Annotated in this window: 18 protein-coding genes; 6 read left to right on the forward strand and 12 right to left on the reverse strand. The window is 63.9% G+C overall.

Annotation, left to right across the window (positions count from 1 at the left end; genetic code table 11):
* Positions 1 to 42 precede the first annotated feature (42 nt).
* Entirely contained in the window at positions 43 to 951 is a 909-nt protein-coding gene (gene asd / locus AC26AR_RS10925; protein WP_488107016.1) for an archaetidylserine decarboxylase, read from the forward strand.
* 484 nt (positions 952 to 1,435) lie between these two features.
* Here the strand turns inward: asd and epmA are convergent, their stop codons facing one another.
* Positions 1,436 to 2,512 carry an EF-P lysine aminoacylase EpmA gene (gene epmA, locus AC26AR_RS10930; RefSeq protein ID WP_488107017.1) on the reverse strand — a complete coding sequence of 359 codons (1,077 nt, stop codon included), beginning with the start codon at positions 2,510 to 2,512 and terminating at the stop codon, positions 1,436 to 1,438.
* Between the two features lie 120 nt (positions 2,513 to 2,632).
* Positions 2,633 to 3,199 carry an elongation factor P gene (gene efp, locus AC26AR_RS10935; protein ID WP_077374233.1) on the reverse strand — a complete coding sequence of 189 codons (567 nt, stop codon included), beginning with the start codon at positions 3,197 to 3,199 and terminating at the stop codon, positions 2,633 to 2,635.
* 93 nt (positions 3,200 to 3,292) lie between these two features.
* Here efp and epmB point away from each other — a divergent pair, with 93 nt between their 5' ends.
* Together epmB and AC26AR_RS10945 are read left to right on the forward strand one after the other, a co-directional pair.
* Positions 3,293 to 4,459 (forward strand): EF-P beta-lysylation protein EpmB, encoded by a 1,167-nt coding sequence (gene epmB / locus AC26AR_RS10940; protein WP_488107018.1) that lies wholly within the window; start codon positions 3,293 to 3,295, stop codon positions 4,457 to 4,459.
* A gap of 174 nt (positions 4,460 to 4,633) precedes the next feature.
* A complete protein-coding gene (locus AC26AR_RS10945; protein ID WP_077374236.1) occupies positions 4,634 to 4,993 on the forward strand; it encodes a 5-carboxymethyl-2-hydroxymuconate Delta-isomerase in 360 nt (119 codons plus the stop codon).
* A gap of 107 nt (positions 4,994 to 5,100) precedes the next feature.
* On the opposite strand, the gene AC26AR_RS10950 is transcribed toward AC26AR_RS10945, so the two are convergent.
* The 6 genes from AC26AR_RS10950 to pgi all read right to left on the reverse strand — a co-directional run bounded on the left by AC26AR_RS10950 (position 5,101) and on the right by pgi (position 13,876).
* The gene (locus tag AC26AR_RS10950) at positions 5,101 to 5,349 is read right to left on the reverse strand and encodes a TIGR02647 family protein (protein ID WP_488107019.1); all 249 of its coding nucleotides are present in this window, start codon (positions 5,347 to 5,349) and stop codon (positions 5,101 to 5,103) included.
* 221 nt (positions 5,350 to 5,570) lie between these two features.
* Positions 5,571 to 6,782 (reverse strand): phosphoserine phosphatase SerB, encoded by a 1,212-nt coding sequence (gene serB / locus AC26AR_RS10955; protein ID WP_488107020.1) that lies wholly within the window; start codon positions 6,780 to 6,782, stop codon positions 5,571 to 5,573.
* A gap of 67 nt (positions 6,783 to 6,849) precedes the next feature.
* The gene (gene parC, locus AC26AR_RS10960; RefSeq protein ID WP_488107021.1) at positions 6,850 to 9,126 is read right to left on the reverse strand and encodes a DNA topoisomerase IV subunit A; all 2,277 of its coding nucleotides are present in this window, start codon (positions 9,124 to 9,126) and stop codon (positions 6,850 to 6,852) included.
* A 125-nt stretch (positions 9,127 to 9,251) separates the two neighbouring features.
* Positions 9,252 to 11,132, reverse strand: a complete 1,881-nt coding sequence (gene parE / locus AC26AR_RS10965; RefSeq protein ID WP_488107022.1) for a DNA topoisomerase IV subunit B — start codon at positions 11,130 to 11,132, stop codon at positions 9,252 to 9,254.
* Between the two features lie 154 nt (positions 11,133 to 11,286).
* Positions 11,287 to 12,033 carry a YqiA/YcfP family alpha/beta fold hydrolase gene (locus tag AC26AR_RS10970; protein WP_077374251.1) on the reverse strand — a complete coding sequence of 249 codons (747 nt, stop codon included), beginning with the start codon at positions 12,031 to 12,033 and terminating at the stop codon, positions 11,287 to 11,289.
* Between the two features lie 139 nt (positions 12,034 to 12,172).
* A complete protein-coding gene (pgi, locus tag AC26AR_RS10975) occupies positions 12,173 to 13,876 on the reverse strand; it encodes a glucose-6-phosphate isomerase (RefSeq protein ID WP_488107023.1) in 1,704 nt (567 codons plus the stop codon).
* A gap of 204 nt (positions 13,877 to 14,080) precedes the next feature.
* Between pgi and cmoA the strand changes: the two genes are divergently transcribed.
* Together cmoA and cmoB are read left to right on the forward strand one after the other, a co-directional pair.
* The gene (gene cmoA, locus AC26AR_RS10980) at positions 14,081 to 14,827 is read left to right on the forward strand and encodes a carboxy-S-adenosyl-L-methionine synthase CmoA (RefSeq protein ID WP_176503991.1); all 747 of its coding nucleotides are present in this window, start codon (positions 14,081 to 14,083) and stop codon (positions 14,825 to 14,827) included.
* Positions 14,828 to 14,858: 31 nt separating this feature from the next.
* Positions 14,859 to 15,887 (forward strand): tRNA 5-methoxyuridine(34)/uridine 5-oxyacetic acid(34) synthase CmoB, encoded by a 1,029-nt coding sequence (cmoB, locus tag AC26AR_RS10985; RefSeq protein ID WP_488107024.1) that lies wholly within the window; start codon positions 14,859 to 14,861, stop codon positions 15,885 to 15,887.
* A gap of 91 nt (positions 15,888 to 15,978) precedes the next feature.
* On the opposite strand, the gene norR is transcribed toward cmoB, so the two are convergent.
* Positions 15,979 to 17,733 (reverse strand): nitric oxide reductase transcriptional regulator NorR, encoded by a 1,755-nt coding sequence (gene norR, locus AC26AR_RS10990; protein WP_488107025.1) that lies wholly within the window; start codon positions 17,731 to 17,733, stop codon positions 15,979 to 15,981.
* A 257-nt stretch (positions 17,734 to 17,990) separates the two neighbouring features.
* Between norR and AC26AR_RS10995 the strand changes: the two genes are divergently transcribed.
* The gene (locus tag AC26AR_RS10995; RefSeq protein WP_404625210.1) at positions 17,991 to 19,208 is read left to right on the forward strand and encodes a globin domain-containing protein; all 1,218 of its coding nucleotides are present in this window, start codon (positions 17,991 to 17,993) and stop codon (positions 19,206 to 19,208) included.
* Between the two features lie 217 nt (positions 19,209 to 19,425).
* On the opposite strand, the gene cysN is transcribed toward AC26AR_RS10995, so the two are convergent.
* The 3 genes from cysN to AC26AR_RS11010 all read right to left on the reverse strand — a co-directional run bounded on the left by cysN (position 19,426) and on the right by AC26AR_RS11010 (position 22,980).
* Complete coding sequence (gene cysN / locus AC26AR_RS11000) at positions 19,426 to 20,877, reverse strand: sulfate adenylyltransferase subunit CysN (RefSeq protein WP_084208200.1); 1,452 nt, start codon at positions 20,875 to 20,877, stop codon at positions 19,426 to 19,428.
* Positions 20,878 to 21,055: 178 nt separating this feature from the next.
* The gene (cysD, locus tag AC26AR_RS11005) at positions 21,056 to 21,967 is read right to left on the reverse strand and encodes a sulfate adenylyltransferase subunit CysD (protein ID WP_084208199.1); all 912 of its coding nucleotides are present in this window, start codon (positions 21,965 to 21,967) and stop codon (positions 21,056 to 21,058) included.
* Between the two features lie 278 nt (positions 21,968 to 22,245).
* Positions 22,246 to 22,980 carry a metallophosphoesterase gene (locus AC26AR_RS11010; protein WP_279855262.1) on the reverse strand — a complete coding sequence of 245 codons (735 nt, stop codon included), beginning with the start codon at positions 22,978 to 22,980 and terminating at the stop codon, positions 22,246 to 22,248.
* Between the last annotated feature and the right edge of the window lie 81 nt (positions 22,981 to 23,061).

Below are 23,061 nucleotides of genomic sequence, written 5' to 3' on the forward strand. Positions count from 1 at the left end.
GCCCTTCGGGGCGGGCTTCTCTTTTCTGCAAGGATCAACATCGTGGATCGTGCCAAGCTGTTCTCTCTGAGCCAATACCCGTTACCCCAGCACCTGATCTCACGCCTCATCGGGCGCATCGCCGCCTGCGAGAACCCGTGGGTCAAGAACACCTTCATCGAACGTTTCATCAAGGCCTACGACGTCAACATGAGCGAGGCGCTCGAGGAGAATCCGCGCGCCTACGCCTGCTTCAACGACTTCTTCACCCGTGCCCTCAAGCAAGAGGCCCGCCCCATCGAGGAAGGACTCGTCTCGCCTGCCGATGGTGTGCTGTCGCAGTTCGGAGCCATCAGCCACGGCACCCTGGTGCAGGCCAAGGGTCAGGCCTTCTCGCTGACCCAGCTGCTGGGTGGCAGCGAGGAGCGTGCCGCCCCCTTCCGCAACGGCCGCTTCGCTACCGTCTATCTGTCACCGAAGGACTATCACCGCGTCCACATGCCCCTGGCGGGCCGCCTGGTGGAGATGGCCTACGTGCCGGGGCGCCTGTTCTCGGTCAATGAAGCCACCGCCACGCATGTGCCGGGCCTCTTCGCCCGCAATGAGCGCCTGGTCTGCATCTTCGAGACCGAACACGGCCCGATGGCCATGGTGCTGGTCGGCGCGATGATCGTCGCGGCGATCAAGACCGTGTGGAGCGGCCAGGTCACGCCACTGTCCGGCGATGTCGAGACGACCCGCTTCGATCAACTCATTGAACTGGCACGGGGCGCCGAGATGGGTCGCTTCCAGCTCGGCTCCACCGTGGTGATGTGCTTCCCGGACAGCGTCGAGTTCGATGACACCCTGATGCCGGGCCAGAAGGTCAGCATGGGGCAGTCACTCGGCATGCGGCCAGCCTCCTGCGAGTCGCAGGTCGTTGACGAGTCGGTCCTCGGCGATGAAAAAACCTTCGCGCCAGACAGCGAATGACAGGCAGGAGCGCTGCCGAAGGCAATGGATGACACATAAAAAAGGGAAGCCGCCAGGCTTCCCTTTTCAACTGAGGCACCAGTATCAACCGGCCCCCTCTGGCATCCTTGCACGTCAGCATCTCGCCAACGTGCCTGGACATGCCTGTTCGTCCAACTGCGAGTCTTCCTCCCTGAATGGCGTAGTTCTCTTGAGGCTCTACTGCCGGAATCTCTCATGAGCGGCTCCGAGAAGCTCATGCGAGACCCCTGTCGACACCTTGTCACCATGCCCGATGAAAGGCGCCCGACAGCCACTCCTTCGGTCATGTGAATCGCCTCACCCCGTGCCGATCGATGGAGCAGGTACCCAGAGGGAATGTCTGCCCCGCTACGACGCCGGTATGACGACATCAGACTCCCTGTCTGATACCTGCAGTCTAGACGACTCAGATGTCCCTAGCGTGTCAAAGATAAACGCAATTGCTTGCGAGCAACGTGACACCTCAAGCACGTGCTGCCGGAAAGGCAACCACTGCGGCAATATCACGCTCACCCAGTGCCAGCATGATCAGACGATCCAGCCCCAGCGCCACACCACTGCCTGCCGGCATCCCGGCGTGCAAGGCGGCCACCAGGCGCTGGTCTGCCGCGACCTGCGGCAGGCCTGCCGCATGACGCTCGGCATTGTCAGCCGCGAAGCGCGATGCCTGCTCGGCGGCATCGGTCAGCTCATCGTAACCGTTGGCCAACTCGATCCCTGCGACATACGCCTCGAAACGCGAGGCTACCCAATCGCCTTCAGCATCCCGATGCTTGCGTGCCAGCGCCGCCTGGGCCGCGGGATAGTCCGTCACCAGCTCCACGGCGCCCTGCCCCAATGTCGGCTCGATCACCAGACTCATCAGCGCATCCAGGCAGGTCTCATGGGACCAGTCACTGGCATCGACAGCGCACTCACGCCCGCATGCCGCGCGCACCTCGTCCAGAGAGGCACTGAACGGGTCCAGTGACAGCACTCGCCGGAAGAGATCTCGGTAGGCCGTGACGGCAGGACCAGCCCCTGAGGCGTCTGATGCATCAGAGGTGTCCAGCAGCGACGACTTGCCGGTCAGCTGCGCCCCGAGCGCCATCACGCGCTGGACCAGCTCACAGGTTTCCTCTCTCAGGCCCTCGAGACTCATGCCGGGGCGATACCACTCCAGCATGCAGAACTCCGGATTGTGGCGACGACTGACCTCACCATCGCGGAAGGCGCGCGCGATCTGGAAGATCGGCCCGCTGCCGGCCGCCAGCAGACGCTTCATGTGGAATTCCGGCGAGGTCTGCAGCCACATCGGCACCCGTTCACGCTCACCGGGCAGTTGCAACGACGATGACAACGAGGCCAGCCCCACGTCGGTCGAGCCGGCCTGCCCCAGCACCGGCGTCTCCACCTCCAGCACCTCACGCTCGGCGAAGAAGGCCCGCACCTCATTGATCAGTCGTGCGCGCTGCACGAGGCGCTCTCGCGTCGCGGTGGGCGCCCAGTCTTGCGGCAAGGGGGTCTGGGGAGAATCAGAGGGAATATCGACGTCTGACATGGCGAGCTCGACGAGTGGATCAGCAAGGGACAGTGGCCAGCCTGCAGGATTGACCGGCACAAACGATGATGCCCCGCACGAGGCGAGGCATCAGAGGGGTCACGACGTGAGCGAAAAGGCTCAGGCGCGCGAGACGTACTCGGCGCTGCGCGTATCAACCTTGAGCACTTCGCCCTGGTTGATGAACAGCGGGACACGCACCACGGCACCGGAAGACAGCGTTGCCGGCTTGGAGCCACCGTTGGCGGTGTCGCCCTTGAGGCCCGGATCCGTCTCAACGACTTCCAGCTCGATGAAGTTCGGCGGAGTCACCGCGATCGCGTTGTCATTCCACAGCGTGATGGTGTAGACGACCTGCTCTTTCAGCCACTTGATGTTGTCGCCCAGCGCCTTGCCATCGACGGCATACTGCTCGAAGGAGCCATCGGTACGCATGAAGTGCCACATTTCCCCGTCGGTGTAGAGGTATTCCATGTCGACTTCCATGACGTCGGCAGCTTCGATGCTCTCACCGGACTTGAACGTCCGCTCCCACACACGACCGGTCTTCAGGTTGCGCAGCTTGACGCGATTGAAGGCCTGCCCCTTGCCCGGCTTGACCAGCTCATTGTCAACGATGGCACAGGGGTCATTGTCCAGCATCACTTTCAGACCGGACTTGAATTCGTTGGTAGAATAATTGGCCATCTTGCTCGCTCTCGACTCGTTAACGGGTCTTGCCCGCCATGAATTCCAGATTGCCGCCTCACGGGCAGCAACCATGACTAAGAAGTGATGCGCATGATAACCCGAACCTCGCCATCCTTGCATACCATCACGCATGAGACGTGCGAAAGTCACGATGTGACGCCCCTCGCACTCCACTCGAGCCCGCGCGGTGACTGGCGTGCACAGCTGCGCGACGTCATTCGCTCTCCCGAGGCGCTGCTGGACCGCCTGGGACTTGATCACGAATGGCTTCCCGGCGCCAGCGACGGCCATGCCCTGTTCTCGATCCGCGTTCCCGAGGCCTATGCCAGCCGCATCCGCCCCCAAGACCCGAATGACCCGCTGCTGCGTCAGGTGCTGCCACTGGACAGCGAGACGGACGTGCTCGACGGCTATGTCACCGACCCGCTGGAAGAAGCGGAGCACACCCCGCTCCCGGGACTGATCCACAAGTACACCAACCGGGTGCTGCTGATGGCCAGCGGTGGCTGCGCGATCAATTGCCGCTATTGTTTCCGGCGCCATTTTCCCTATGAAGACCACCAGCCCAGCCGCGCGCAATGGCAGGACATTCTCGACTACCTGCGCGCCGATGAGCGCATCCACGAGGTCATCCTCTCGGGTGGCGACCCGCTCGTGTCTCCCGACAGGCGACTGGCCTGGCTGGTGGAATCATTGGGCGAGATACCGCATCTCAAGCGTCTGCGTATCCACACCCGCCTGCCGGTGGTGATACCGGATCGCGTCAATGCCGAGCTGCTGGACTGGCTGAAGGCGACGCGACTGCAGAAGGTGCTGGTCATCCACAGCAACCACGCCAACGAGCTGGACACGGAGGTCGCCGCGGCCATGACACGCCTCAAGGCAGCCGGGGTCACCCTGCTCAACCAGAGCGTCATCCTGCGCGGCGTCAATGACTCGGTGGAAACGCAGACGTCCCTCGCCGAGCGACTGTTCGAGTGCGGGGTGCTGCCCTACTACCTGCATGCCTTCGACCCCGTCCAGGGCGCCGCCCACTTCGCGGTCAGCGATGAAGACGCCTGTGCCCTGATGGAGGCACTGCTGGAGCATCTGCCCGGCTTCCTGATGCCACGTCTGGTACGCGAGATCCCCGGGCGCCGCTCCAAGACGCCCCTGAGTGGTGCTCACTCCCCGGGCCACCTTGCAGACCACGCCCAGACTGTCGGCCATGATGACCATCCGGACCCGACGAGAGCCACGCTGATTGCCCGCAGTTGAAATCCACCGATGAGATCAGCCGATGAGGTCAGACCTTGAGGTCAGCACTGCGCCATGCGCGGTGCGCTTGCGAAAATCTGCTACCATCGCGGCCCCATTTCGCTAGAATCGCTGGCCATCATCACCATCGGCACACGCCCCAAGAGGCGTGGCCACGCTCAAGGAGCCCATCACATGCCTCATCTCGTCATTGATTATGCCGACAGTCTGGCCCCCAGCCTCGACATGGACGCGATCATGGATGACCTGCATGCCGCCGCCATGCAAAGCGGCCTGTTCAAGGAAAGCGACATCAAGGTGCGCGCGGAAAGCTGGCGTCACTGGCGCCTGGCGGGCAATCAGGCACCGCTGGCGCACAAGCATGGCTTCGTCAACCTTCACTGCCATCAGCTGGAAGGCCGAAGCGATGACGACAAGTCGCGTCTGGCGGACATCCTGATGGAAGCCCTCAAGCCGCACTGCGAGGCCGCTCGCGAGGTCAGCGTGGAGATCGTCGAGATCACGCGCGCGACCTACCGCAAGCACAAGGCCTGACCCCTCAGGCGATAACGCAAGACGCCCCGCCGGCAGGCTGCCGCGGGGCGTCTTGCGTTATTGCACCTGCCCCGTATATCGCCGTATCCGGGGCTCATGCGCGGTGTTCAGGTCCCTGTCATGACCTGGGGAACGTGCAGCAGATCGTTCAGACGATGGGCATGCTCGGCAGCCTCACGACCCACGGAGGTCAGATAGCCACCATCGGGCAGCGTGGTCAGGCCCTTGGCGTGCAGACGTTCTGCCGCAGCGACCATGTCAGGACTGGCATCGTGGCGAATCTTCAAGCCCTTGAGGGCGGCGTCATGCGGGAACAGACACAGCAGGTGCAGTTCATCGTCATAGGGTGACGGCATGGGCAAACTCCTGACGGCGTGGCGAATGGCGTTTTGGGATGGCGACAACAGACAGACTCCGAGTCGTCGGCGTCTGTCACCAGTCTAGTCACCGTGCGCAAAACCACCCTGCTGCTTTGGGACTAGGCCCCGTCCCATCCGCCCCGAACATCGAAAACGCCCCCACCGCAACCGCAGTGAGGGCGTTTTCGATGAGGCACCGTCAGGCACTCACTGCAGACTCAGTGCTTGAGGTCCTGCTGGCGGTAGCCCATCAGATAGAGCACGGCATCAAGCCCCAGCGTCGAGATCGACTGACGCGCCTGTTCACGTACCAGCGGCTTGGCGCGGAAGGCGATGCCCAGCCCCGCTTCAGCAAGCATCTTGAGGTCGTTGGCACCATCCCCGACGGCGATGGTCTGCTCCATGCGCAGGCCGTGACGCTCGGCGATATCGCGCAGCAGCAGCGCCTTGCGCTCGGCATCGACGATAGGCTCACGCACCTCACCGGTCACCTTGCCATCGACGATCACCAGCTCGTTGGCGTGGATCTCATCGAAGCCCAGCAGCTGCTGGAGGTGACGCGCGAAGTAGGTGAAGCCACCGGAGAGAATCGCGGTGCGATAGCCCAGCGCCTTGAGATTGGCCATCAAACGCTCGACCCCATCCATCAGCGGCAGGTTGGCGGCGATCTCCGCCAGTACCGACTCGTCCAGCCCCTTGAGCTTGCTCATGCGCTCACGGAAGCTTTCCTGGAAATCCAGCTCACCGCGCATGGCACGCTCGGTGACTTGCGAGACTTCCTCGCCGACCCCATGACGACGCGCCAGCTCATCGATCACCTCGGTCTTGATCAGGGTCGAATCCATGTCGAAGCAGATCAGGCGGCGATGACGACGCCAGATATCGTCTTCCTGGATCGCGATATCGACACCATGCAGCGCGCCCAGCGCCAGCGCCTTCTCGCGCAGCGCATTGATGTCGGTCTCGTGCTCCGGCAGGCGCAGCCAGCACTCGACACAGGCGCCTTCGGCCGGTGACTCGCCATCCAGCGGTTCACGCCCCGACAGGCGATGCATGAGCTCGACGGTGATACCGAATTCCGCCGTCAGGCCGCCGACCTCGGCGAGAATGCCCGCCGGCAGCCGCGGCGCCAGCAGCGTCAGAATCCAGCGCGGGCGCTCCAGCTGATGGCTCCAGCGTGCATATTCCTCGGCGCCGACCTGCACGGCCTGCACATCCAGTCCCAGCTGTTCCCCGGCAGCACTCAGCGCCGCTTCCAGTTCGGACTGCGCCTCCAGTGCCACCAGCGCTTCCAGCGACACAAGCCCGAAGGTCACGCTCTGATTGATATCCAGCAGACGTGCGCCACTGCGGGCCAGCGCCTGACCGAGCCCTGCCAGCTGTCCCGGACGAGCCGCACCGGTGGCGCGGATCAAGATACGTTGTGTCATCGGAAAATCGTTCCTGAGCAATGAATCATCAAGAGGTTACCTCCAGGGCAGCTCGCCACTGGCATCATCAACTGTCTACGGCCAGGCGATCGACCTTCTGGAAGCCCTTGGGCAACTTGCTGCCGCGTCGGCCACGCTCGCCACGATAGTAGTCAAGATCCGCGCCCTTGAGCAGCGTCTTGCGCTTGCCGGCGTGCACCACCAGCGTGGCCCCGGCAGGCACGACCACCAGCGAGCGCACGAATTCCTCACGATTGGCGGCGCGTTCGCCCGGAATCGACAGCATCTTGTTGCCCTTGCCCTTGGACATTTCCGGCAACTCGGCGAGCGGGAAGACCAGCAGACGCCCTTCGTTGGACACCACCGCCACTTCCAGCGGCGCGGCATCCCCCTGCGCCGCCTCAGGCACCTCGGGGATCGCCACCGGCGGCAGTACCGCACAGCCGCGCGGCAAGGTCAGCGCGGCCTTGCCGGACTTGTTCTTGCCGGTGAGCTGCTCGAGCGTGGTCACGAAGCCATAGCCACCATCGGAGGCCAGCAGATAGCGCGCCGAGGGCGCGTCGAGCAGCAGCCCGACCATCGAAGCCCCCGCCGCCGGATTCATGCGCCCGGTGATCGGCTCGCCCTGCCCGCGCGCACTGGGCAGATTGTGCGCGGCCAGCGTGTAGGCACGCCCAGTATCATCCAGCAGCACCAGCGGCTGATTGGTCTTGCCGCGCGCCGCCAGATGGAAGCGGTCGCCGGCCTTGTAGGACAGGCCTTCGGGGTCGATATCATGCCCCTTGGCGGCGCGGATCCAGCCCTTCTCGGACAGCGCGACGGTGATCGGGTCGGCACCCATCAGCTCGACTTCCGACAGCGCCTTGGCCTCGCCGCGTTCGACCAGCGGCGAGCGACGTGCATCGCCGAAGTCAGTGGCAGCCTGCTCAAGCTCACTGTCGATCAGATCGGTCAGGGCCTCGTCATTGCCCAGCAGATGCTTGAGGTGCTTGCGCTCGCGCTTGAGCTCGTCCTGCTCGCCCCGCAGCTTCATCTCTTCAAGACGCGCCAGGTGACGCAGACGCAGCTCGAGGATCGCCTCGGCCTGACGCTCGGAAAGCTGGAAGGTCTCGATCAGGCTGGCCTTGGGGTCTTCCTCCTCGCGGATGATGCGAATCACCTCGTCGAGATTCAGGTAAGCCGTCAGCAGCCCCTCGAGGATATGCAGACGGTCCTCGACCTTGGCCAGGCGATGCTCGAGACGGCGACGCACGGTGGCACGACGATAACGCAGCCACTCGGCCAGCATCTCGTGCAGCGCCATCACGCGCGGGCGACCCTTGAGGTCGATGACGTTCATGTTGACGCGCGCGTTCTTCTCGAGATCCGTGGTGGCGAACAGGTGCGCCATCAGGCCTTCGATATCGACCCGATTGGAGCGCGGCTGAATCAGCAGGCGCGTCGGGTTCTCGTGGTCGGACTCATCGCGCAGGTCCGCGACCATCGGCAGCTTCTTGGCCTGCATCTGGGCGGCGATCTGCTCGATCACCTTGGCGCCGGAGACCTGATACGGCAGCGCCGTGATCACGATATCGCCTTCTTCCAGCACATAGCGGGCGCGCATCTTCACGCTGCCACGACCGGTGCGATAGAGCTTGGCGAGGTCGGTGCGCGGCGTGATGATCTCCGCCTCGGTGGGGAAATCCGGTGCCGGCAGGAAGTCCATCAGCTGATCGCTGTCGGAGTCCGGGTTGCGCAGCAGGTGGCGTGTGGCGGCCACGACTTCATGCACGTTGTGTGGCGGAATGTCGGTCGCCATGCCCACCGCGATGCCGGTGGTGCCGTTGAGCAGCACATTGGGCAGACGCGCCGGCAGCACCTTGGGCTCGTTCATGGTGCCATCGAAGTTGGGCACCCAGTCGACGGTGCCCTGGGAGAGCTCGGACAGCAACACCTCGGAATATTTCGACAGACGCGATTCGGTGTAACGCATGGCCGCGAAGGACTTGGGGTCATCCTGGCTACCCCAGTTGCCCTGTCCATCCACCAGCGGATAGCGATAGCTGAACGGCTGCGCCATCAGCACCATGGCCTCGTAACAGGCGCTGTCACCATGCGGGTGGAACTTGCCCAGCACATCGCCGACGGTACGCGCCGACTTCTTGTACTTGGCGTTGGCCGTCAGGGACAGCTCGCGCATGGCGTAGACGATGCGGCGCTGTACCGGCTTCATGCCATCACCGACATGCGGCAGGGCGCGGTCGAGAATCACGTACATCGAGTAGTCGAGGTACGCCTTTTCGGTGTAGTCACGCAGGGCCAGACGTTCGACGTCACCCTCCGCGACCTGGATATCCATGCTCATGGGCACTTGACCTTGATTACGAGCGTAAAACCGGGGAGCGCAAGACTCTGGCGCTCCCGAAAGAATGCTGTCGCGCAGCTTGTCTGGCTTTCGAAGTTCAGCTGCTCTTGCAACTCAACCGATGATCAGACCTCGATGTCAGCCATGTTGCCGTAGTCCTCGAGCCAGCTCTTGCGATCACTGGCGCGCTTCTTGGCCAGCAGCATGTCGAGCATCTCGTGGGTGCCGTCATCCACGCTGCGTGTCAGCTGCACCAGGCGGCGAGTGTCCGGTGCCATGGTGGTCTCGCGCAGCTGCAGCGGGTTCATCTCACCCAGCCCCTTGAAGCGCTGCACGTTGGGCGTGCCACGCTTGCTCTCGAGCTGCTTGAGGATGTGCGCCTTCTCGCTCTCGTCCAGGGCGTAATGGACTTCCTTGCCCAGGTCGATGCGATACAGCGGCGGCATGGCGACGAAGACGCGTCCGGCATCCACCAGCGCCGGGAAGTGCCGCACGAACAGCGCGCACAGCAGCGTGGCGATGTGCAGGCCATCGGAGTCGGCATCCGCCAGGATGCAGACCTTGTGGTAGCGCAGCTTGGTGAGATCATCCGAGCCCGGGTCCAGCCCGATGGCGACCGCGATGTCGTGGACTTCCTGGGAGGAGTAGATGTCATGCGACTCGACTTCCCAGGTATTGAGGATCTTGCCGCGCAGCGGCAGGATCGCCTGGGTCTCGCGGTTGCGACCCTGCTTGGCGCTGCCGCCAGCCGAGTCCCCCTCGACCAGAAACAGCTCACTGTCGGCAGGGTCGGAGCTTGAGCAGTCCGAGAGCTTGCCCGGTAGCGCAGGCCCGGAAGTGACCTTCTTGCGCGCGACCTTCTTGGCACTCTTCAGACGGCGCTGGGCCGCCGAGATCACCAGTTCCGCCAGCGCTTCGGCCTGATCGACATGGTGATTGAGCCACAGCGAGAAGGCGTCCTTGACCACGCCGGAGACGAAGGCCGCGACACTGCGCGAGGACAGGCGCTCCTTGGTCTGACCGGCGAACTGCGGATCGAGCATCTTCACCGACAGCACGAAGGCGGCGCGCTCCCACAGGTCATCCGCACTCAGCTTGACGCCACGCGGCAGCAGGCTGCGGTAATCGCAGAATTCCTTGAGCGCCTCGAGCAGGCCGGAACGCAGGCCATTGACGTGGGTGCCGCCCAGCGGCGTGGGGATCAGGTTAACGTAGGGCTCCTGCACCAGCTCGCCGCCTTCCGGCAGCCACTGGATGGCCCAGTCGACGCCATGCTCCTCATCCTCGAAATGACCGACGAACGGCGATTCCGGCAGCCGCTCGAAACCATCGGTGGCGCCGAGCAGATAGTCGCGCAGGCCATCCTCGTAATGCCAGGCCGTCTCGCTGCCATCCGTCTCGGTCAGCACGACCTTGAGCCCCGGGCACAATACCGCCTTGGCGCGCAGCAGGTGACGCAGGCGTGCCATCGCCAGACGCGGACTGTCGAAGTAGCTCTCGTCCGGCCAGAAACGCACCAGAGTGCCGGTATTGCGCTTGCCGACGGTACCGATCTGACTCAGCTCCTCGACCTTCTCGCCATTCTCGAAGGCAATGCGCTGACGCAGACCCTCACGGCAGACCTCCACCTCAAGGCGCGTCGACAGGGCGTTGACCACCGAGACACCCACGCCATGCAGGCCGCCCGAGAAGCGATAGCTGTCCTGGGAGAACTTGCCCCCCGCGTGCAGCTTGGTGAGGATCAGCTCGATCCCGGTCACACCATGCTCGGGGTGGATGTCAGTGGGCATGCCACGACCATCATCCGCCACCTCGATACCGCCGTCTTCCAGCAGCTTCACGCGCACTTCCTTCGCGTGACCCGCCAGCGCCTCATCGACGGAGTTGTCGATGACTTCCTGGACCAGGTGGTTGGGCCGAGTGGTATCGGTATACATGCCGGGCCGCTTGCGGACCGGTTCGAGGCCGGAGAGAACCTCGATGGAACTGGCGCTGTACTGACTCATCGCAGCCTTGTGTCCTTGGTGTTGACGTCCGGCAGACGCATCACGGATGGCGATGCCTCTGCCTGATTTTCTGAAGAGAGTCGCCGCTGGCCGAACGATCCGATGACGGATTCATCTTCCTGTCCGGCCCGCACGCCCAACCGTCCTCGACACGTTAGCAGGGTGCGACGTGGAAGGATGTCGCAAGCGACGGGGCCAGACGATGGCCGGCATGCGCCATGATGGCAGGCAGGTACTCCGCCAGTCTGGCAAATCCATGATCCCCTCCCGGCGTGAGGATCAGCCGGCAATCCTGATAGAGGCTTGCGGCATCGTTGACGTCCAATGTCTCGTCCGCCGTGGCAAGCAGCACGAGGGTGCGCTGCGGCGTGACGGGGATCGCTTCCAGTGCGGCCAGCGCCGGCCCGAATGCTTCGGTGACGGTGAAGGACTCGCCGGTATAGGGGTTGGCGTGGGTCGACCCCAGCCATGCCGTGACAAGCCTGACCGGGCGCACGGCTGGATTGATCAATACCGTGCGCGGCCCCTGACGCCATACGCTCTGCTCGCGGCCCTGGGGTCCATCGAGTCGCGCAGCCTCACGCGCGGCAAGCCAGGTGCTCAGAAAGCCACCCATGGAGCTGCCGATCACCACGATGGCGTCGTCACAGGCAGGGTCAGCCGGGTCGAGATCCAACTGCGCGCAGAGCGCCTGGTAGGCCTCCTCCACCACCGCCTGCCCGGCAGCGGGTTGAGGTGGGATGTCAGGCGCGACGCAGGGCAGACCGAATTCGGCGGCCGCACGCTTCATCAACTGCGCCTTGGGCGAGCAACTGGCCGAGTTGAAACCATGCAGGTACAACACGCCCCTGACCGGAGGAACGACAACGCCTGCCTGCGCAGGGTAATGGGGACGGCTCATCAGCGCTCCCGACACGCGCGAACCGAACGGCTCACGCTCGGTTCGCGGCAAGGTGTCTAGTGTAAACGATTGATTCCCATATAGGATAGCGAGAATACTGTATAAATCAACAGAGGATGATCGCCTGCGTGATCCCCCGTCAGCGCGGGTCCTGCCCCTGGGCGGCCCACACGGACTCGATCAAGGCACGACTGGAAGCGTCCAGCTGCTCGAAGCCTTCTCCCGTGGTCATGGTCGCTTCCGTCGCGGTGGCGATCTGCTTGCCCAGCTCCACGCCCCACTGATCGAACGGATTGATGTCCCAGATGGTGGCCTGGACGAAGACCTTCTGCTCGTAGAGCGCGATCAGGGCCCCCAGGGTTTCCGGCGTCAGCGCTTCCAGCAGCAGGGTGGTCGAGGGCTGATTGCCACGATAACGCTTGTGATTCGGCTGGGCCTCGTCACCCGCTATCGCGTCATCGCCCAGCATCAGCACGCGCGACTGGGCAAAGCAGTTGGCCAGTGTCAGACGGTGCTGCGCCTTGAGGTGGGCACGGGTCTCGGCGTCCTCGACATGGTCATAGCGACGCATCGGCGCGATGAAGTCACATTCCACTGCCTGGGTACCCTGATGCAGCAGCTGATAGAAGGCATGCTGGGCGTTCGGGCCCAGCTGGCCCCACAGCACCGGGCAGGTGGAGTAATCGACCATCTCGCCATCGTTGGTGACCGACTTGCCGTTGGATTCCATTTCCAGCTGCTCGAGGTAGCTGGCGAAGTATTCCAGGCGGCCGTCGTAGGGCAGGATGGAGTGGGCGCGAATATCGAGGAAGTTGTTGTTCCAGATCCCCGCCAGCGCCAGCAATACCGGCAGATTGTCTTCCAGCGGTGCGGTGCGGAAATGCTCATCCAGCTCATGCGCCCCCGCCAGCAGGCGACGGAAGTTGTCCATGCCGACATTGAGCGCGATGGGCAGTCCGATGGTGCCCCACAGCGAGTAGCGCCCGCCGACCCAGTCCCAGAACAGCAGCTGATGTTCCGGCGCGATACCCCACTCGCTCATCTTCTCCGGCTTGGCGGATGCACCGATGAAGTGCTGACGATTGATCAGTCCTTCCAGACGGCCTTGCGGGTCAAGGCGCGACTTCAGCCAGTCACGCGCGGTACGCGCATTGGAGAGCGTGTCGATGGTGGAGAACGACTTGGACGACAGGATGAACAAGGTGGTTTCCGGACTGAAGGACTGCAGGTAGTCCGCCAGCTGTGAGCCATCCATGGTCGAGGCGAAGTGCACGCCGACCTCATGGACGCCCTTGGGACGGCAATCGCTCAGCGCGCTCGAGACCATCAGCGGCCCCAGGTCCGAGCCACCGACCCCCAGATTGACCACATCGGTGATCGGCTTGCCGGTGGCACCACGCCACTGCCCGCTATGGAAGGTCTCGACCATCTCGGCGAGCCGCTCGAGGCTCTCGTGGATGGCAGGTACCACATCCTCGCCATCCACCTCGAGACTTGCTGAGCGTGGCAGACGCAGGGCCGCGTGCAGGGCCGGGCGATCTTCCGAGCGATTGACGTGCTCACCGGCCAGCAGACGCTTGATGCCCTGCTCGACACCGGTTTCCCGCGCCAGCTCCAGCAGCAGCTCCAGGGTCTCCTGCTTGAGCCGCTGCTTGGAGAGATCCAGGCGCAGGCCCGCGGCAGAACGGGTGAAGGTCGTCACTCGATCGCGCCCTTGCGCCGCATCCTCGGCGAACAGGTCCTTCAGGTGCACATCGGCCATCTGCTCCTGATGATGACGCGCGAGGGCCTGCCAGGCCTGACTGTTACGGCGGGCAGAACGTGCAGACGATGGAGTGGACATGGCCACCTCTCTCCTTGAAGTGTCGCGACCGGCCCTGCGTGGCCCGGTCAGAAATCGGTTGATGGAGGCATCATCGGCAAGCCGCGGCGGGTGCGTCAGGCACCTCGAATGCGTAGAATGGCGGGCCCAGCAGGGCACTCAGCCCAGCCGCTCCCCGGCCAATGGCATGTCGCCCAGGCCCTCTGCCCGATGAAGCCTTGATCCATGAGTGATGCATCTTACCGTGACGCGATATTTACGACACCCCTTGACCGTGTTGCCAGCTTCTCCTTCGACGAACAGGTCGTCAGCTGCTTCCCGGACATGCTGCGCCGTTCGGTGCCGGGGTACGGTCAGATCATCGCCATGCTGGGGCTGATGGCCCGCGCTCACCTGCGCCCTGGCGCACGCGTCTATGATCTGGGCTGCTCGCTGGGGGCTGCCAGCATGGCACTGGCACGTGAGATGGCGGCCCAGGACATCGAGATCGAAGCCGTCGATCTGTCCCGGCCGATGGTCGAGCGCGCCAGCCGCGAGCTCGCCGACGCCTTCCCGGACCATCGCATCAACGTCAGTGAAGCCGATATCCGCACCCTGGAGTACCAGCCTGCCGGCATGATCGTGGTCAACTTCACCCTGCAGTTTCTGCCGCCGCAGGACCGCGACGCCGTGATCGACAAGCTGTTTGCGGCGCTGGAGCCCGGCGGCGTGTTGATCCTGTCCGAGAAGATCATCAGCGACGACCCGGTCGAGAATGCCTGGTTGATCGAGCGCTATCATGACTTCAAGCGCGCCAACGGCTACTCCGACCTCGAGATCTCGCAGAAACGCGAAGCGCTGGAGGACGTGATGAAGCCCGACAGTCTCGCCACTCACCATGCGCGCCTGGCACGCGCCGGCTTCGCGCGCAGCCACACCTGGCTGCAATACCTGAACTTTGCCTCGATGGTCGCTTTCAAAGCCGCCGAATGACCGCTACGCCTGCACGGACCCGACCCAGCGCATGAGCATTTCCCCCTACGATCGTGATCTTTACCGCGCCTTCACCGAGCTTGCCTGTGAGCCAGGCGCCGTCGGTGACGGCTTCGCCCGCTGGCTGGGCGCCCTGCCCGAGCAACTGGCCAAGGGTCTGGACCGCAAGCGCCATGCTGACCTGAAGGCCTGGCATGGCGCGCTGGAGAAGCTGCCGACGCTACCTGACGAGCGCGAGGTGCAGCTGGATGCCGACCGTGTCAGTGCATGTTTTCCGACAGGCCTGAGCACGGGGCAGCAACGCCAGAGCGAGAATCTGCTGCGCGCCATGATGCCGTGGCGCAAGGGCCCCTATCAGCTCGACGAGATCCATATCGATACCGAATGGCGCTCCGACTGGAAGTGGCAGCGCCTCGCGCCGCATCTGTCGGATCTCACTCACCGTCGCGTGCTGGATGTCGGGGGCGGCAATGGTTACCACGGCTGGCGCATGGTCGGCGCTGGTGCCGCCTTCACGCTGGTGATCGACCCTTCCCCGCGCTTCTACTGCCAGTTCCATGCCGTGCGTCACTTCATCGGCGCGGATCACCCCCAGGGGCGCAACCTGCACTTCCTGCCGGTGGGCATCGAGGACGTCCCCGCGAAGATGGCCGCCTTCGACACCGTGTTCTCGATGGGGGTGCTCTATCATCGCCCCTCGCCGATGGACCACCTCTTCCAGCTGCGCGATGCCCTGCGCCCCGGCGGCGAACTGGTGCTGGAAACCCTGGTGGTGGAAGGTGACGTGACGACGGTACTGATGCCCGGCGAGCGCTACGCCGCGATGCCCAACGTCTACTTCCTGCCGTCCTCCCGGGCGCTGGCCCACTGGTGTGAGCGCGCCGGTTTCAAGGACGTGCGCATCGTCGATGAAGCGGTGACCACGCTGGATGAGCAACGCTCGACCGACTGGATGACCTATCACTCGCTGAGCGACTTCCTCGACCCTGACGACCCACGCCTGACCCGTGAAGGCCATCCGGCACCACGGCGTGCGGTGCTGATCGCCACGCGCGCCTGATCTGCGCAGCACCTTCTCTCCCAGCGGTGTCTGCGCCGGGGCAGACAAAGACGGCGGCGCTCATCGAGCACCGCCGTCTTCGTCTCTCGCCTCACACGATGCCCAACCGCCGGGCCTGTCGATACAGATTGCCGCGATCGACCTTGAGCCTGCGCGCGGCCTCTGCCCAGTTGCGATCACTCGCCAGCCAGACCCGCGAGATGTGCTCGCGCTGAAACGCCTCGGTGGCGTCACGCAACCCCAGCGCTTCATCGATGTCCTGCAGGACATGACGCAGCGCCGGGTTCGCACTCCCCGCCTGAATCGTGCCATGCCCCTCCTGTGCGGCGTGGAGGGCAATGCCACCGGCCTGCTCGTGCGCCACCTCGGCACTCGCCTCCAGCCCCAGCAACTCCGGCGTGATCACCACCAGCTGACGCCCATCGGCGCGCAGGCGCGTCGGATGAGCCCCCTGCGCCAGCCGCGCATGCAGGGCGGCACGACTCAGGCAGTGCTCCAGCTCACGCACGTTGCCGGGCCACGGGTAGTCACACAGCAGACGCTCCGCCGCCGGCGTCAGGCGCAGATTGCCCAGCCCGAGGCGCGTGCGGTTGTGCTCGAGAAAGGTTCCCGCCAGCGCCAGCAGATCCGCTCGTCCGCGCTCACGCAGCGGCGGTACCCTGAGCGGATAGACGCTCAGGCGGTGATAGAGATCTTCGCGGAAATGCCCGGCGGCGACTTCGGCCTCGAGGTCACGATTGGTCGCCGCGATGACGCGCACATCGACCCTGACCACGCGATCGCTGCCCAGCGGCTGCAATTCACCTTCCTGCAGCACCCGCAGCAGCTTGGGCTGCAACGCCAGCGGCAGCTCACCGATCTCGTCCAGCAGCAGGGTGCCGCCATCGGCCATCACGAAATGGCCACGGTGATCATGGGACGCGCCGGAGAAGGCCCCTCGCCGATGCCCGAACAGCGCACTCTCGACCAGTTCCGGTGCCAGCGCGGCACAGTTGATGCGCACCAGAGGCCGACTGGCGCGACGCGACGCATCGTGCAACCGCTGGACCACGCCCTCCTTGCCCACCCCGGTCTCGCCCGTCACCAGCACCGTCATGTCGGTATCGGCTACCGCTTCCAGCTGTGCCTCCAGTCTCGCCATCGCTGGCCCGCGCTGCGGACAGGTCCTCTGGACCTGCGGTGTCATGCCCGGCGCAAGCGCTGCCATGCCGGTCAGCGGAGCGGCCCCACGCTCAAGCCGTGATGCCAGCGCCAGACAGCAGGTGGGCAACGTCAGCAGGTCATGAAGCTCCTGATGCTCCTGATGCTCCTGATGCTCCTGCGCCAGGACGTCTGCCAGCTCGGCATCGCCGACCTGCCGTACCTCCAGCGCTTCCAGCGGGGCCAACACGCCGGGTGTCAGCGCATCGAAGGTCATCACGCCCAGCAACCTGTCCCCTTCGCGCAGCGCGATACCCGCACAGTCGTGCACCAGCAGATCCGGCCCATGCACTTCCCCCAACAGGCCATCGAAGGGGTCCGGCAGGTCACTGTCCACCGCGAAGCGATAGACACCGGTGTGCTCGGCAATCGCCTTGAGCCGCGGATGCTCTGACAACGCAAAGCGCCGACCGCGCACCTCGGCAGGTAGCCCATGCGTGGCCAGCGGCAGCAACTCGTCACGCTCCGGCAGATAGCGCATCAGCGTCGCGGCCTCACCGGGCAGACGCTGCATGATCGCGGCCAGCAGACGGGTCCATGGCAAGGCACGCCGCTTGCCGCCCTCCTCTTCCGTCAACCAGGCAGCAAGCCAGGCGTTCAGGGCGGCAAGGGGCGTATCATTGCGTGGCAAGGGAGTCTCGGGCATGCGGGATTCCTGACGTCAGTCAACCGGAAATGGCGGGCGAGGTACTGGGTGATGAGCACGCGGCTCACGCGACGGCGTGTCGCAAGACATCGTCATGGCGACAGATGATGTCATCATGACACGCAAGATGTCATCTTGACACATTCTCACGTCGTGTATTTTTCACATCACCGCTCTCGGGGACGCATGGATACTGGCCTGACGAGTTGGCATGGCCCTTGCTCTCTTCATGACGACATTCATCACGAGGTATCGTCATGCTGACCAACGCCCAGGAAGACCTGATCGCCGCCACCGCTCCCGTCGTCGCCGAGCACCTCAACGCCATTACCGCGCGCTTCTATCCGCTGATGTTCGAGCGCTATCCCGAAGTGAAGCCGCTGTTCAATCAGACGCACCAGGCCAGTGGTGGTCAAGCCCGTGCACTGGCCGGCGCCGTGCTCGCCTATGTCGGCGCACGCCACTCGCGTGAGGCGGTGGACCGCCTGCTCGCGCCCGTGGTCAGCAAGCACGTCTCGCTCAATATCCTGCCCGAGCACTACCCCATCGTCGGCGAGTGCCTGATGGCCGCCATCGGTGAGGTGCTGGGAGACGCCGTCACGCCGGAGATTGCCGACGCCTGGGGCGCCCTCTACGGAGAGCTGGCCGCCGTGCTGATCGCCGCCGAGCAGGGCCGCTACGACAGCTTCGCTGCCACCCGCGGCGGCTGGCAGGGGCTGCGCCGCTTTCGCATCGTGCGCACGGAGGACGAGAGCCGCGAGATTCGCTCGCTGTACCTAGCGCCAGTGGAAGGTCCGATGTTCTCCTTCCTGCCGGGCCAGTACATCGGCATGCGCCTGACGACGCCGCAGGGCGTGATCCATCGCCACTACAGCCTGTCACACGCGCCGGACGAGCGCTTCTGCCGTATCTCGGTCAAGCGTGAAGACCACGGTCAATCCAGCCAGTATCTGCATGCGCTGAACGTGGGTGACGAGATCGATCTGCTGCCGCCGGCCGGCGAGCTGACCTTCGAACATGCCACGCCCCAGAGCCCCGAGGCCCCGGTACTGCTGCTGTCTGCCGGCGTCGGCCAGACACCGATGCTCTCGCTGCTGGAGGCAGCGCTCGCGGCAGGCCGTCAGGTGATCTATCTGCATGCGGCCCGCAATCCCGAGGTACATGCCTTCGACACCACGCTGCAATCACTGGTCGCGCAGTATCCTGAGCAGCTGCATTATCAGGTCTGCTACGAGAAGGCTGACACTCTGCCGACGCATGCGCACCTGGGCATCATCGAGCGCGACTGGCTGGCACGTCAGATTGCCGCGACAGGTGCCAGTGCCGAGTCCCTGCAGGCCTTCGTGATCGGTCCGCATGGCTTCATGCAGAGCATGATCCAGCACCTCAATCGCATCGGCGTACCGCTCACCCAGTGCCATCACGAGCACTTCGGCCCCTCCACACCGCTTGCCATCGACGCCGCTGCCGCCTGATGCGCTGACGTGACCCGCACCATGCAAAAAGCCCCCATCGCCTTGCGGCCATGGGGGCTTCTGCGTTCTCCGGCTTCATATCCAGCAGGCCGTGTTGTTATCGCGTGTCCAGCGTTGTTGTTATCGGGTCATGCGACGGAGTCGACCGTGCCGGCTCAACTCCGTTACCGCGACTCATGTTGCCAAGGCTCAGTTGCAAAGACTCTGTTGCAAAGACTCAGTTGCCACGGCCCAGCAGCTCGCGCACGTCGCGGGCTTCCCAGTGCGGGAAGTGCTTGCGTACCAGCGCGTTGAGATCGGCTTCAAACGCGGCCCAGTCGGTCTGCTGGGTAGTAGCCTGGGTGCCGGAGCGACCCACGCCGCGAATCATGCCCGCGCCGACGGTCACGTTGCTCAGACGATCGATGACGATGAAGCTGCCGGTGCCCGGGCTTGAACGGTAGTCGTCCACCGGCACCGACTGGGTCAGCTCGAGCTGGACGCGGCCGATGGCGTTCAGTGCCAGGCTGTCGCCCTCGTGATGCTCCAACGTGTTGACGTCGTAGAGGTAATCGATGGCACTGACCTGCCCGGTCAGATCACGGGTCGCCAGCTTGATATCGTACTGACGGCCCGGTTGCAGCGGCTTCTCGTGCATCCAGACGACATCCGCTTCCAGCGCATTGGAGAGCGGCAGTTCGGCGTCTGCCGCCACCAGCCAGTCACCGCGCGAGATGTCGATCTCGTCGTCAAGCGTCAGCGTGATGGCCTGGCCCGGATAGGCGATCTCGAGGTCGCCATCGAAGGTGACGATGCGCTCGATGGTCGAGATCTTGCCGGACGGCAGCACCTTGACGCTGTCACCCGGACGCACGACACCGGCCGCCAGCGTGCCGCAATAGCCACGGAAATCGAGGTTGGGACGATTGACGTACTGCACCGGGAAGCGCAGATCGCTGAGGTTCTGATCGCGAGTCAGTTCGACGGTTTCCAGCACCTCCAGCAGCGACGGTCCGGCCTGACCATCGACGGTGTACCAGTCAAGTGACGGGCTGCGATTGACGACGTTGTCGCCCTTGAGCGCGGACATCGGCACGAAGCGGATATCCGGTGCATTCAACTTGTCGGCGAATTCCTGATACTCGGCGACGATCTCGTTGAAGCGCGCCTCGGAGTAGTCGACCAGATCCATCTTGTTGACTGCGATCACCAGATGCTGGATACCCAGCAGGTCGGCAATGAAGCTGTGACGACGGGTCTGGGTCTGCACGCCGTAGCGCGCATCGATCAGAATGATCGCCAGGCTCGCGGACGAGGCACCGGTGGCCATGTTGCGGGTGTACTGCTCATGCCCCGGGGTATCGGCGATGATGAACTTGCGCTTGTCGGTCGAGAAGAAGCGATAGGCGACATCGATGGTGATGCCCTGCTCGCGCTCGGACTGCAGGCCATCGACCAGCAGGGCCAGATCGACTTCATCACCGGTGGTGCCGCTGGTCTTGGAGGCCTGGGTGATGGAGGCCAGCTGGTCTTCATAGATCAGCTTGGAGTCGAACAGCAGACGACCGATCAGGGTCGACTTGCCGTCATCGACGCTACCGCAGGTGATGAAGCGCAGCAGGTCCTTGCGCTCGTGTTCTTGCAGGTAGGCTTCGATATCCGCGGAAATCTTGTCTGACGCGTGGGACACACTCTTCTCCTTGCCGCTGTCATGGGCCTGATGAGCTGGCGAGCCAGTATCACGAGCCAGTGTCTCGTGAGGCTGCGAGCCGATTCATCAGGCGAATTGTTCGTTCAGGTCATCAAGCACGAGGCGGAATCAGCAGGATGGGGCCTCGTGAGGCAATGGGCCTAGCGAGAATTGGCGACTAGAAATACCCTTCGCGCTTCTTCTTCTCCATGGAGCCTGCCTGATCGTGATCGATGGCACGACCGGAGCGCTCACTGGTACGGGTCAGCAGCATTTCCTGGATGATTTCCGGCAGGGTCGCGGCGGTGGATTCCACGGCGCCGGTCAGCGGGTAGCACCCCAGGGTGCGGAAGCGCACGGACTTCATCTCCGGCACTTCGCCGTCCTTGAGCGGCAGACGGTCGTCATCGACCATGATGTCGAGGCCATCACGCTTCACCACCGGACGCACGGCGGAGTAGTAGAGCGGCACGATCTTGATGGACTCGAGGTAGATGTACTGCCAGATGTCCAGCTCGGTCCAGTTGGAGAGCGGGAAGACGCGGATGGACTCGCCCTTGTTGATCTTGGAGTTGTAGATGTTCCACAGCTCCGGGCGCTGATTCTTGGGGTCCCAGCGGTGGTACTGGTCACGGAAGGAGTAGACACGCTCTTTCGCGCGTGAGGCTTCCTCGTCACGACGCGCACCGCCGAAGGCCGCATCGAATCCATGCTTGTCCAGCGCCTGCTTCAGCGACTGGGTCTTCATGATGTCGGTGTACTTGGCGCTGCCGTGCTCGAACGGGTTGATGTTCGCCTCGACACCTTCCTGATTGATGTGCTCGATCAATTCCATGCCGACTTCCGCGGCCATCTCATCGCGGAACTTGATCATCTCCTGGAATTTCCAGGTGGTGTTGACGTGCATCAGGGGGAACGGCGGCACGCCCGGCGCGAAGGCCTTGCGCGCCAGGTGCAGCATCACGGCGGAGTCCTTGCCGATGGAGTAGAGCATGACCGGATTGGAGAACTCGGCCGCCACTTCACGAATGATGTGGATGGACTCGGCCTCGAGCTGCTTGAGGTGGGTCTGACGTTCGGGGGTAAGCATCGCGTGCGGCAACCTCGTGAGCGCTGGGAGTCGCCCTGGAAGGCGGCCCGTGACAATCAGTGGGCGTGCCCGCGGGTCGTGTCGATCGAGATGACTCTCACTCTCTCACCCCCCACGGAGCATGCTGGATACCGATACGGTACCCGCGCCGCCTTGATAACGTCAAAGAATCAGAAAATATCTTTTAAGATCAAAAATGAATACCTGACTCCCGCAGCCCCGGGACACGTCAGCCCCACGCCGATGGCGAAACGCCGCGAGCGGGAGCGCGAAGGCGCTCACAGGCTGACACGCTCCACCCAGGTCTCGAGGCGCTCTCCGTCGAGATCCACGACCCTGAAGCCTGGCCGCGCCGCTTCATCGACGGCGAAATCATGGCTGAGCGGCGCGAACTGGTCTGACGTGGAGGGCACGCCATAGACGGCGACACTGCCCTGCCCGCTCGGGCGCCGGGTGGCGAAAGCCTGATGGATATGGCCGCACAGGATGGCCCGCACCTGCGAGTGATGACTCAGGGTGTCCCACAGGGCATCACGGTCGGCCAGGCCCAGCTGATCCATCCAGTCCGAGTCGATCGGCACTGGATGATGATGCATCGCCAGCAGCGTCGGCCTCGTATCCTCCTCGAGCGACAGCGACAGCGCCGCCAGCTGCTCGCGGCCAAGCTCGCCCCCCGCCTGTCCAGAGATGCGCGAGTCCAGACACAGCAGACGCCAGTCACCAAGATCAAGCTCTTGATGGAAAGGGCGCAGCTCCTGCATGAAATCCGGGTGGTCATGATTGCCGGCGAACCAGAACCACGGACACCCCAGGGCATCGAACAGCTCCCCCGCCAGACGGTAGGAAGCAGGGCTCTCATCCTGGCTGACATCCCCGGTCACCAGCAGGATGTCGGGACGCAGGCTTGAGGCATGCGCCATCACGGCCTCCAGCTGACGCAAGGGGAAGCCCAGTCGTGAGCGCGCGTCAGGGTCGGCACGCAGATGACAGTCACTTATCTGGATCAGTCGCATGGGTCTCTCGAACAGCGGAAAAAAGAACAGAACCGCGATGGCCGGGCCATCGCGGTTCTTTCAGGCAGTCAAGCGGACAGC

It is taken from the genome of Cobetia sp. PS-4MA (assembly GCF_057670765.1).

Coding starts and splice junctions, on each gene's coding strand:
- epmA (WP_488107017.1), bottom strand. CDS start 2,512: ATGTCAGACGTCGATATTCCCTCTGATTCTCCCCAGACCCCCTTGCCG.
- efp (WP_077374233.1), bottom strand. CDS start 3,199: ATGGCCAATTATTCTACCAACGAATTCAAGTCCGGTCTGAAAGTGATG.
- epmB (WP_488107018.1), top strand. CDS start 3,293: ATGATAACCCGAACCTCGCCATCCTTGCATACCATCACGCATGAGACG.
- AC26AR_RS10945 (WP_077374236.1), top strand. CDS start 4,634: ATGCCTCATCTCGTCATTGATTATGCCGACAGTCTGGCCCCCAGCCTC.
- AC26AR_RS10950 (WP_488107019.1), bottom strand. CDS start 5,349: ATGCCGTCACCCTATGACGATGAACTGCACCTGCTGTGTCTGTTCCCG.
- serB (WP_488107020.1), bottom strand. CDS start 6,782: ATGACACAACGTATCTTGATCCGCGCCACCGGTGCGGCTCGTCCGGGA.
- parC (WP_488107021.1), bottom strand. CDS start 9,126: ATGAGCATGGATATCCAGGTCGCGGAGGGTGACGTCGAACGTCTGGCC.
- parE (WP_488107022.1), bottom strand. CDS start 11,132: ATGAGTCAGTACAGCGCCAGTTCCATCGAGGTTCTCTCCGGCCTCGAA.
- AC26AR_RS10970 (WP_077374251.1), bottom strand. CDS start 12,033: ATGAGCCGTCCCCATTACCCTGCGCAGGCAGGCGTTGTCGTTCCTCCG.
- pgi (WP_488107023.1), bottom strand. CDS start 13,876: ATGTCCACTCCATCGTCTGCACGTTCTGCCCGCCGTAACAGTCAGGCC.
- cmoA (WP_176503991.1), top strand. CDS start 14,081: ATGAGTGATGCATCTTACCGTGACGCGATATTTACGACACCCCTTGAC.
- cmoB (WP_488107024.1), top strand. CDS start 14,859: ATGAGCATTTCCCCCTACGATCGTGATCTTTACCGCGCCTTCACCGAG.
- norR (WP_488107025.1), bottom strand. CDS start 17,733: ATGCCCGAGACTCCCTTGCCACGCAATGATACGCCCCTTGCCGCCCTG.
- AC26AR_RS10995 (WP_404625210.1), top strand. CDS start 17,991: ATGCTGACCAACGCCCAGGAAGACCTGATCGCCGCCACCGCTCCCGTC.
- cysD (WP_084208199.1), bottom strand. CDS start 21,967: ATGCTTACCCCCGAACGTCAGACCCACCTCAAGCAGCTCGAGGCCGAG.
- AC26AR_RS11010 (WP_279855262.1), bottom strand. CDS start 22,980: ATGCGACTGATCCAGATAAGTGACTGTCATCTGCGTGCCGACCCTGAC.